Source organism: Streptomyces synnematoformans (genome assembly GCF_039531005.1).
In the GTDB taxonomy this organism is placed as follows: domain Bacteria; phylum Actinomycetota; class Actinomycetes; order Streptomycetales; family Streptomycetaceae; genus Streptomyces; species Streptomyces synnematoformans.
The window spans coordinates 1-9,590 of sequence record NZ_BAAAPF010000272.1 but is presented as its reverse complement, the minus strand read 5'-3'; the positions used below and the strand labels follow the sequence as shown (position 1 = coordinate 9,590).

The following is a 9,590-nucleotide window of genomic DNA, read 5'->3' as shown; positions in this document are numbered from 1 at the left end:
CACCATCCACGTCGTCGGCCGCACCCGCGCCGCCGCCGTGACCCACCGGGCCGTCGCCGCCGAAGCGGGCGTGCCCAAGTCGGTGGCCACGTACCACTTCCCGGCCGTCGCCGACCTGCTGGCCGCCGCGCTGGACGACAGCGTCGACGCCTACGCGGCCGCCCTCGCCCGCGCCCTGCCCGAGTCGTACGACACCGCCGAGCTGAGCCGGCAGCTCGCGGCGTATCTGGACGAGCACGGCGCCCGCTGTGCCGCGGAGTTCGACCTCTACCTCTACGCCGCCCGCCGCCCCGAGCTGCGCCCCGTCCTGGCCCGCTGGCACGCGCTGCTGGCGGAGATCGCCGGCCGGTTCGCCGCCGACCCGGTCGCGGTCGCCGCGTTCTGCGCGGCGCTCGACGGGCTCATGCTGCAGGCGGTGCTGCGCGCCGAGCCGCTGACCGCCGCGGAGATCCAGCGGGTCGTCGACCACGTGCTGCACCGCCGCTGAGCCGCCCGGGCGTCAGCCGCCCGGCGCCTGCCGCCACTCGTGGCTCAGCAGCGACCAGACCTGGAGGTCGTGCCGCGTGCCGGCCATCTCGAACAGGCTGCGCAGCGTGCCCTCGTGGGTCATGCCCAGGCGCCGGGCGACCGCGATGCTCGCCTTGTTCGCCGGGTCGACCAGCCACTCGACGCGGGCCAGGCCGCGTACGCCCACCGCCCAGTCGATCATCCGGCGGGACGCCGCCGTGACCAGCCCGCGGCCCTGCGCCTCGGGCGCCAACCAGGCGCCCAGCTCACAGGAGCCCTGCTCGGTGTCGAACAGCCGGTAGATCATGCCCCCGGCCAGCGCGCCGTCCAGCCGGATGGCGAAGATCCGGCCGGCGTCGCGGGCCTGCTTGTCGGCGTACACCTGCAGGAAGCGCTGGGCGCTCTCCTCGTCGGTGACGGTGTGCGCCCAGGGCAGCCACGGCTCCAGGTGCGCCCGGTTCCGGTCGGTGAACGCGGCCAGCTCCGCGGCCTGCCACGGCTCCATCGTGGTCAGCTCGGCGCCCTCGGCCAGGGGTGTGCTCAGCATCGGTGCGTCTCTCTCCTCACTCAGGCTTCTCGGTTTCGGGTCGACAAGTCGATATATAGACGGGTCACGGGGTGGGCGGCAGCGGCAGCGGAAGGCCCGGCAGCCCGTCGAGGCTGACGGCGACGTGCTCCTTCCGGTGGAAGTACGCGTCCAGCCCGGCGTCGTCCTCCCGCTCGAAGCGGCGGCCGTGCAGGTCGCGGTCGCCCTCGTACGCCATGAAGGGCACGGCGTAGCCGCAGGTGTCGCGGATCAGCTCCGCGGTCACCACGATGACCGCCCGCAGCCCGTGCCGGGACGGGGTGAGGGCGGGGAAGTGCCCGAGCAGGGCGGGGAAGCGCGGGTCGTCGCGGAACACGGCCTCGCCGGTGCCGTGCACCCGCACGATGTTCGGCGGCCCCTCGAAGGCGCACCACATCAGCGTGATCCTGCCGTTCTCCCGGAGGTGCGCGATGGTCTCGGCGTTGCTGCCGGCGAAGTCGAGGTAGGCCACGGTGCGGTCGTCGAGGACGGCGAAGGAGCCCGTCAGCCCCTTCGGCGAGAGGTTCACGGTCCCGTCGGCCGCCAGCGGCGCGGTCGCGGTGAAGAACATGTGCTGCGCCTCGATGAAGGCACGCAGCCGGCCGTCGATGCGTTCGTACGTCTTTCCCATGCGCCGAGTGTGGGGTGCGGCACGGCCGGGGTGCGCGGATTTTCGCGGTGCGAGACCGCGCGCGGCCTCCCCGCCCCGCCCCCGGACCGCCGTCACAGCCGCGCGATCACCGCACGGGTGAACTCCTCCGTCGTCGCCGAGCCGCCCAGGTCCGGGGTGCGGACGTCGGTGGCGGCGAGCGTCGCGGCTATCGCGGCCACGACCTCCGCGCCCGCCCGCTCGTGGCCGAGGTGGTCGAGCATCAGCGCCGCCGACCAGACGGCGCCGACGGGGTTGGCGATCCCGCGGCCCGCGATGTCCGGGGCCGAGCCGTGCACCGGCTCGAACATCGAAGGGTAGGCCCGCTCGGGGTTGAGGTTCGCCGACGGCGCGATGCCGATGGAGCCGGCGACGGCGGCGGTGAGGTCGCTGAGGATGTCGCCGAAGAGGTTCGAGGCGACGATCACGTCGAAGCGGCCGGGGTCGAGGACGACCTTGGCGCACAGCGCGTCGATGTGCTCCTGGTCCCACGCCACCTTCGGGTGCTCCGCGGCCCGCTCGCGCACCAGCTCGTCCCAGAACGGCATGGTGTGCACGATGCCGTTGGACTTGGTCGCCGAGGTGAGCCGGCCGGCGCGGCGGCCGGCGCGGCCGAAGGCGTAGTCGAGGACGCGGGTGACGCCGGCCCGGGTGAAGACCGCCTCCTGCACGGCCATCTCCTCCGGGAAGCCGCGGTGCAGCCGGCCGCCGATCTCGCTGTACTCGCCCTCGGTGTTCTCACGCACCACGACCAGGTCGACGTCGCCGGGCCCGGCGGTGCGCAGCGGGCTCTCCAGGCCCTCGAAGACCCGGACGGGGCGGAGGTTCACGTACTGCCGGAAGGCCCGGCGGACGGGGATGAGCAGCCCCCACAGCGAGACGTGGTCCGGCACGCCGGGCGCCCCGACGGCGCCGAGGAACACCGCGTCGTGCGCGCGCAGCCGCTCGATGCCGTCCTCCGGCATCATCGCGCCCTCGCGCCGGTAGCGGGCGCACGACCAGTCCAGGGGCGTGTACGCGAACGTCACGTCGTGCCGCCGCCCGACGGCGTCCAGCACCTCCAGCGCGGCGGGCGTGACCTCCTGCCCGATGCCGTCGCCGGGGATGACGGCGATCCGATGTGTTGTCATGACCCCTTCCCCTCCGCCGAGTTGTGCCCCACCTTACGGAGCAGCCCTGAATGTAAGCCAGCCGCACCGCTCCGGAGGGACGATGAAGTCCGACGCCAACCCCCCACGTGCCAGGACCGACGTCGAGCAGGCCCTGCTCGGCCACGCGACGTACCGCAGCCTCGGCGAGCAGAGGCTCTCGCCGCGCGAGGAGAAGTTCGAACGGGCCCGGCGGACCACCGGCCTCTGGCTGGCCCCGCTCGTCTCGGTGATCTTTCTGGCGCTGCCGCTGGACATGGCGGCGAGCCAGCAGACGCTGGCGGGCATCCTGCTCGGCGTCATCGTGCTGTGGGTGACCGAGCCGGTGCCGATCCCGGTCGGCGGGCTCATCGGCGTCGGCGCGATCGTGCTCCTGGGCGTGGTGCCGCCGGACGAGGCGCTGGCCCCCTTCGGCTCGTCCACGATCTTCACCTTCATCGGCGCCTTCATCCTCGCCCAGGCGATGCTCAAGCACGGCGTGGCCCGCCGGTTCGCGTTTTGGATCCTGGCCCTGCCCGGGGTGGGCCGTTCGACGTTCCGGCTGATCGCGGCCTTCGGCGTGATCACCTGCCTGCTGTCGGCGTTCGTGTCCAACACCGCGACGGTCGCCATGCTGCTGCCGACCGCGCTCGGCATCCTCACCGTCATCGCCAAGATGCTGCAGGACCGCGGCCTGGTGGCGCAGGACTTCGACCCCACCCGGCTGCGGGTCGGCGCCGCGCTGGTGCTCATGCTCGCCTACGGCGCCAGCGTCGGCGGCCTGCTGACCCCGGTCGGCAGCCCGCCGAACCTCATCGGCCGCGGCCTGATCGAGGAGACCACCGGCGAGAGGATCTCCTTCGCCGAGTGGACGGCCACCGCGCTGCCGCTGTGCGCCTGCATGTTCGTCGTCCTCGTCCTCGTCCTGCTGCTGCTCAACAAGCCGGAGATCCGGCGGATCGAGGGCGTGGAGGAGTACGTGCGCGACCAGCGCGCCGCGCTCGGGAAGCTGTCGCGGGCGGAGTGGAACACGCTGGTCGCCTTCGGCGTCACCGTGACGCTGTGGATCACCCCGGGCATCGTCGCGCTCGCTGTCGGCACCGACGCCTCCGCCTACGCCACCGTCAGCGACCGGCTCAACGAGGGCGTCGTGGCGGTGCTCGGCGCCGCGCTGCTGTTCGTCCTGCCGACGGACTGGGCGCGCCGCGAGGCCACCCTGAACTGGAGCGACGCGTCCCGTATCGACTGGGGCACGATCCTGCTCTTCGGCACGGGCATCATCTTCGGCTCGCTGCTCGCCGGCACCGGCCTGGCCGAGACCATCGGGACGGAGTCCAACGACCTGCTCGGCTTCTCCAGCGTCTTCGGCATCACGGTCTTCGCGGCCGTGCTGGCGGTGATCGTCTCGGAGACGACGAGCAACACGGCCTCCGCGGCGGTGGTGGTGCCCATCATCATGCCGATCGCCATGGCCGCCGAGGTCGATCCGTTCGTCCCGGCGCTGGCCGCGACCTTCGCCGCGTCCTTCGGCTTCATGCTGCCCGTGTCGACGCCGCAGAACGCCATCGCCTACGGCTCCGGCGTGGTGCCGATCACCACGATGATCCGCTCCGGCGCGGGCTTCGACTTCCTCGGCGTGATCCTGGTCATCCTGGGGCTGCCGCTGATGGTCGAGGTCACCGGCATCGGCTAGCGGGGCGGGGCCGGGCGCCCCGGACCCGTACCCGGGGGGGCCGCCGGACACGCGCCCGGCGGCCCTCCGGCGCGCCGGGGGCGCGGTGTTTTGACGAACCATACGGAGTGCTGCATACTTATTCCGGTCAGCGTATGCATCCTAAGGAGACTCCCGTGACCGAGCGCGTCGTACTCGCCTACTCGGGCGGCCTGGACACCTCCGTCGCCATCGGCTGGATCGCCGAGGAGACGGGTGCCGAGGTCGTCGCCGTCGCCGTCGACGTCGGCCAGGGCGGCGAGGACCTCGACGTGATCCGCAAGCGCGCGCTGGCCTGCGGCGCCGTGGAGGCCGAGGTCGCCGACGCCAAGGACGAGTTCGCCGACGACTACTGCCTCCCGGCCATCAAGGCGAACGCCCTGTACATGGACCGCTACCCGCTGGTCTCCGCGCTCTCCCGGCCCACCATCGTCAAGCACCTCGTCGCCGCCGCCCGCAAGCACGGCGCCGGCACCGTCGCCCACGGCTGCACCGGCAAGGGCAACGACCAGGTCCGCTTCGAGGCCGGCATCTCCTCCCTCGCCCCGTCCCTGAAGTGCATCGCCCCCGTCCGGGACTACGCCATGACCCGGGACAAGGCCATCGCCTTCTGCGAGGACAAGGGCCTGCCCATCGCCACCACCAAGAAGTCCCCGTACTCCATCGACCAGAACGTCTTCGGCCGGGCCGTCGAGACCGGCTTCCTGGAGGACATCTGGAACGCCCCCGTCGAGGACGTCTACGAGTACACCCAGAACCCCGCCGTCGCCCGGGAGGCCGACGAGGTCGTCATCACCTTCGAGCGCGGCGTGCCCGTGGCGCTCGACGGCCGCCCCGTCACCGTGCTGCAGGCCGTCCAGCAGCTCAACGAGCGGGCCGGCGCCCAGGGCGTGGGCCGGATCGACATGGTCGAGGACCGGCTCGTCGGCATCAAGTCCCGGGAGGTCTACGAGGCCCCCGGCGCCATCGCGCTGATCACCGCCCACCAGGAGCTGGAGAACGTCACCGTCGAGCGGGAGCTGGCGCGCTACAAGCGGCAGGTCGAGCAGCGGTGGGGCGAGCTGGTCTACGACGGCCTGTGGTTCTCGCCGCTCAAGCGGGCCCTGGACGGCTTCATCCAGGAGGCGAACGAGCACGTCACCGGCGACATCCGGATGACGCTGCACGGCGGCCGGGCCGTCGTCACCGGCCGGCGCTCGCCCGCCTCGCTGTACGACTTCAACCTCGCGACCTACGACACCGGCGACACCTTCGACCAGTCGATGTCCAAGGGCTTCATCGAGATCTTCGGCCTCTCCTCGAAGATCGCGGCCGGCCGGGACCTGGCCCGGTGAGCGGCGACGCACCGGGCGCCGCCCCGCACGACGCCGGCGGGCAGGACGCGCCGCCGCCGGACGTCAGGCTCTGGGGCGGGCGGTTCGCCGACGGCCCCGCGGCGGCGCTGGAACGGCTCTCCGCCTCCGTCCACTTCGACATGCGGCTCGCCCCGTACGACATCGCCGGCTCCCGCGCCCACGCGCGCGTGCTGCATCGGCGGGGGCTGCTGACGGCGGACGAGCTGACGCGGATGCTCGCCGGACTCGACCGCCTGGCGGCGGACGTCGAGAGCGGCGCGTTCACCGCCACCGTCGCCGACGAGGACGTGCACACCGCCCTCGAACGCGGCCTGCTGGAGCGGCTCGGCCCGGAGCTGGGCGGCAAGCTGCGCGCCGGGCGGTCCCGCAACGACCAGGTCGCCACCCTCTTCCGGATGTACCTGCGCGACCACGCCCGCACCGTCGGCGGCCTGCTCGCCGAGCTGCAGCAGGCGCTCGTCGGCCTCGCCGAGGCGCACCCGGACGTCGCCATGCCGGGCCGCACCCACCTGCAGCACGCGCAGCCCGTCCTCTTCGCCCACCACGTGCTCGCGCACGCCCAGGCGCTCTCCCGGGACGCCGAGCGGCTGCGCCAGTGGGACGAGCGCACCGCCGTCTCGCCGTACGGGTCCGGCGCGCTGGCCGGCTCCTCGCTGGGGCTCGACCCCGAGGCCGTCGCCGCCGAACTCGGCTTCGAGCACGGCTCGTCGGGCAACTCCATCGACGGGACGGCGGCGCGGGACTTCGCCGCGGAGTTCGCGTTCGTCACCGCGATGATCGGGGTCGACGTCTCCCGGATCGCGGAGGAGGTCATCCTCTGGGCCACGAAGGAGTTCTCCTTCGTCACCCTGCACGACTCCTTCTCGACCGGCAGCTCGATCATGCCGCAGAAGAAGAACCCGGACATCGCCGAGCTTGCGCGCGGCAAGGCGGGCCGGCTGCTCGGCAACCTCACCGGGCTGCTGGCGACGCTGAAGGCCCTGCCGCTCGCGTACAACCGGGACCTGCAGGAGGACAAGGAGCCGGTCTTCGACTCCGTCGACACCCTGGAGGTCCTGCTGCCCGCGTTCACCGGGATGATGGCCACGCTCACCGTCAACCGGGAGCGGCTAGAGGAACTGGCCCCGGCCGGCTTCTCGCTCGCCACCGACATCGCCGAGTGGCTGGTCAAGCAGGGCGTGCCGTTCCGCGTCGCACACGAGAGCGCGGGGGAGTGCGTCAAGGTCTGCGAGGCCGAGGGCATCGAGCTGGACCAGCTCACCGACGAGCAGTTCGCCAAGGTCTCCCCGCACCTGACGCCCGAGGTGCGCACCGTGCTCACCGTCCCCGGCGCGCCCCCCGCGCGCGACGCCCGCGGCGGCACCGCCCCCGCGGCGGTGGCGGTGCAGCTCGCGGAGGTCCGGGCGGACGTGGCGGCGCAGCTGGGCTGGGCGGCGGCCCAGCGCCCGGGCGGCCCGGCCGCGTAGCGGAGCGGGAGCGGGCGGCGGGGCGGACGGGCGAAACCCGTGTCGGGCGCTGCCCCGGGTGCGGCCCGTCTTCTACGGTGGACGGGCCCGACACCCGCCCCGAGGACGTAGGAGCCCGCGATGGCGTTCGACCGACTGGCCGCAGTGACGACGCCCGCCGCCCACATCGGCCTCGGGCTCGCCGCCGTGGGCCGCCCCGCCTACCTCACCACGGGCCGCGCCGAGGACCTGCCGCCCGCGCGCACCGTCGAGGCCATGCGCACCCGCACCCACGAGCTGCTGGACGCCGCCTACGCCCAGGGCGTGCGGTACTTCGACGCCGCCCGCTCCTACGGCCGCGCCGAGGAGTTCCTCGCCGACTGGCTGCGGCAGCGCCCCGACGCCCGGGACGCGGTCGTCGGCAGCAAGTGGGGCTACGCGTACGTCGGCGACTGGCGCCAGGACGCCGAGGTGCACGAGGTCAAGGACCACGGCGCCGACGCCTACGACCGCCAGCGCGAGGAGTCCGCGAAGCTCCTCGGCGACCGCCTCGACCTCTACCAGATCCACTCCCTCACCCCCGACAGCCCGGCGCTGACCGACACCGCGCTGCACGAGCGCCTCGCGGCGCTGGCCGCCGGCGGCGTCACCGTCGGCTTCTCCACCAGCGGCCCGGAGCAGGCCGCGGCCGTACGCGCCGCGCTGGCGGTCACGGTCGGCGGCGAGCGGCTGTTCCACACCGTGCAGAGCACGTACAACGTGCTGGAGCCGGCCGTCGGCGAGGCGCTGGCCGAGGCCCACGACGCCGGGCTGACCGTGATCGTCAAGGAGGGCCTGGCGAACGGCCGGCTGGCCGGCGAGGCCGCCCCCGCGGAACTGCGCGCCGTCGCCGCCGAGACCGGCGCCGAGCCCGACGCCGTCGCGCTCGCCGCCGTGCTGCGCAGGCCGTGGGCCGGCGTCGTGCTCTCCGGCGCCGCCACCGCCGCCCAGCTGCACTCCAACCTCGCCGCCGCGGCCGTCGACCTCGACCCGGAGCAGTGCGACCGTCTCGCCGCGCTCGCCGAGCCCCCCGCCGACTACTGGCGGCACCGCGCCGCCACGCCCTGGGAGTAGGGCGCCGGGACGGCCGGTCCGGACCGGGCGCACACGTGCACGCGCGGCGGCTTTAAGGGGATTTTCGCCTGCCGGTGATGACATGCGGTTACGCAAGTCGTCTGACGGAGGAGACCCGATGTCCCGTCGTATACGCAGGCTCTCGGTCGCCGGTGCCGCCGTGTTCGCCGTGGCCGGCCTGGCCACGGGCGCGTCCGGCGCGCTCGACCGCGGAGAGGACGAGCCCGAGGTGCGGCTCGTGGTCAACGAGGACCGCGAGCGGACCACCGCGCAGAGCGGCACCGACAAGGACTGCCCGGACAAGGGCGGTTCGCAGGCGCCCTCGGGCGCCGCCCAGGACGCGGGGGACCTGTGACCGCGACCGCCGCCGCCGGCCCGGGCCCTGCCGCCGCGCAGGGCCCGGGGCCGCAGCTGCTGGAGCAGGCGCTCTTCGAGGTCAAGCGGGTGATCGTCGGCCAGGACCGGATGGTCGAACGGCTGCTGACCGCGGTGCTCGCCCGCGGGCACTGCCTCCTCCAGGGCGTGCCCGGCGTGGCCAAGACGCTGGCGGCGGCCACCCTCGCCACCGTGGCGGGCGGCACGTTTCACCGCATCCAGTTCACCCCCGACCTGGTGCCGTCGGACATCACCGGCACCCGCATCTACCGGCCCTCCAGCGAGTCGTTCAGCATCGAACCCGGGCCCGTCGCCGCCAACTTCGTCCTCGCCGACGAGATCAACCGCGCCCCCGCCAAGGTCCAGTCCGCCCTGCTCGAAGTCATGGCGGAACGGCAGGTCAGCATCGGCGGCCGGACCATCCCCATGCCCGAGCCGTTCCTCGTCCTCGCCACCCAGAACCCCATCGAGTCCGAGGGCGTCTACGAGCTGCCCGAGGCCCAGCGCGACCGCTTCCTGCTCAAGGTCGACGTCACCGCGCCCACCGAGGACGAGGAACTGGCGATCCTCTACCGGATGAGCGTCGACCCGCCCGCCGCCCGCCGGGTGCTCGCCCCGCAGACGCTCGCGGCCCTGCAGCGGCGCGCCGACGAGGTGTTCGTCCACCACGCCCTCGCGCAGTACGCCGTACGCCTCGTGCTCGCCACCCGTGAACTCGCCGCCGCCGGCGACGCCGCCGGCGG

10 protein-coding genes are annotated in these 9,590 nt (G+C 73.6%); 7 read left to right on the top strand and 3 right to left on the bottom strand.

The window, feature by feature from the left end:
• Nucleotides 1-4: 4 nt before the first annotated feature.
• Nucleotides 5-487, top strand: a complete 483-nt coding sequence (locus ABD317_RS28645) for a TetR/AcrR family transcriptional regulator (RefSeq protein WP_344293412.1) — start codon at nucleotides 5-7, stop codon at nucleotides 485-487.
• Nucleotides 488-499: 12 nt separating this feature from the next.
• On the opposite strand, the gene ABD317_RS28640 is transcribed toward ABD317_RS28645, so the two are convergent.
• The 3 genes from ABD317_RS28640 to ABD317_RS28630 all read right to left on the bottom strand — a co-directional run bounded on the left by ABD317_RS28640 (nucleotide 500) and on the right by ABD317_RS28630 (nucleotide 2,851).
• Nucleotides 500-1,054, bottom strand: a complete 555-nt coding sequence (locus ABD317_RS28640) for a GNAT family N-acetyltransferase (RefSeq protein WP_027757163.1) — start codon at nucleotides 1,052-1,054, stop codon at nucleotides 500-502.
• A 64-nt stretch (nucleotides 1,055-1,118) separates the two neighbouring features.
• Nucleotides 1,119-1,703 carry a pyridoxamine 5'-phosphate oxidase family protein gene (locus ABD317_RS28635; RefSeq protein WP_344293409.1) on the bottom strand — a complete coding sequence of 195 codons (585 nt, stop codon included), beginning with the start codon at nucleotides 1,701-1,703 and terminating at the stop codon, nucleotides 1,119-1,121.
• A gap of 92 nt (nucleotides 1,704-1,795) precedes the next feature.
• Nucleotides 1,796-2,851, bottom strand: coding sequence for a tartrate dehydrogenase (locus tag ABD317_RS28630; RefSeq protein ID WP_344293407.1), 1,056 nt, complete (start codon nucleotides 2,849-2,851; stop codon nucleotides 1,796-1,798).
• Nucleotides 2,852-2,933: 82 nt separating this feature from the next.
• On the opposite strand from ABD317_RS28630, the gene ABD317_RS28625 reads away from it, so the two are divergent.
• From ABD317_RS28625 to ABD317_RS28600, 6 genes are all read left to right on the top strand, one after another.
• Nucleotides 2,934-4,541 carry an SLC13 family permease gene (locus tag ABD317_RS28625; protein WP_344293405.1) on the top strand — a complete coding sequence of 536 codons (1,608 nt, stop codon included), beginning with the start codon at nucleotides 2,934-2,936 and terminating at the stop codon, nucleotides 4,539-4,541.
• Nucleotides 4,542-4,696: 155 nt separating this feature from the next.
• A complete protein-coding gene (locus ABD317_RS28620) occupies nucleotides 4,697-5,893 on the top strand; it encodes an argininosuccinate synthase (RefSeq protein ID WP_027757167.1) in 1,197 nt (398 codons plus the stop codon).
• Nucleotides 5,890-7,380 (top strand): argininosuccinate lyase, encoded by a 1,491-nt coding sequence (gene argH / locus ABD317_RS28615; protein WP_344293403.1) that lies wholly within the window; start codon nucleotides 5,890-5,892, stop codon nucleotides 7,378-7,380. The genes ABD317_RS28620 and argH overlap by 4 nt, the downstream gene beginning before the upstream one ends.
• 120 nt (nucleotides 7,381-7,500) lie before the next feature.
• Entirely contained in the window at nucleotides 7,501-8,472 is a 972-nt protein-coding gene (locus ABD317_RS28610; protein WP_344293402.1) for an aldo/keto reductase, read from the top strand.
• Nucleotides 8,473-8,590: 118 nt separating this feature from the next.
• Nucleotides 8,591-8,827 carry a hypothetical protein gene (locus ABD317_RS28605; protein ID WP_344293400.1) on the top strand — a complete coding sequence of 79 codons (237 nt, stop codon included), beginning with the start codon at nucleotides 8,591-8,593 and terminating at the stop codon, nucleotides 8,825-8,827.
• Nucleotides 8,824-9,590: AAA family ATPase (locus ABD317_RS28600; RefSeq protein WP_344293399.1), on the top strand; the 767-nt coding region annotated here is incomplete at its 3' end. The genes ABD317_RS28605 and ABD317_RS28600, both read left to right, overlap by 4 nt.

What these genes read in the sequence shown, in the direction of transcription:
- ABD317_RS28640 (WP_027757163.1), bottom strand. Translation starts at nt 1,054, where the DNA reads ATGCTGAGCACACCCCTGGCCGAGGGCGCCGAGCTGACCACGATGGAG.
- ABD317_RS28635 (WP_344293409.1), bottom strand. Translation starts at nt 1,703, where the DNA reads ATGGGAAAGACGTACGAACGCATCGACGGCCGGCTGCGTGCCTTCATC.
- ABD317_RS28630 (WP_344293407.1), bottom strand. Translation starts at nt 2,851, where the DNA reads ATGACAACACATCGGATCGCCGTCATCCCCGGCGACGGCATCGGGCAG.
- ABD317_RS28625 (WP_344293405.1), top strand. Translation starts at nt 2,934, where the DNA reads ATGAAGTCCGACGCCAACCCCCCACGTGCCAGGACCGACGTCGAGCAG.
- ABD317_RS28610 (WP_344293402.1), top strand. Translation starts at nt 7,501, where the DNA reads ATGGCGTTCGACCGACTGGCCGCAGTGACGACGCCCGCCGCCCACATC.
- ABD317_RS28605 (WP_344293400.1), top strand. Translation starts at nt 8,591, where the DNA reads ATGTCCCGTCGTATACGCAGGCTCTCGGTCGCCGGTGCCGCCGTGTTC.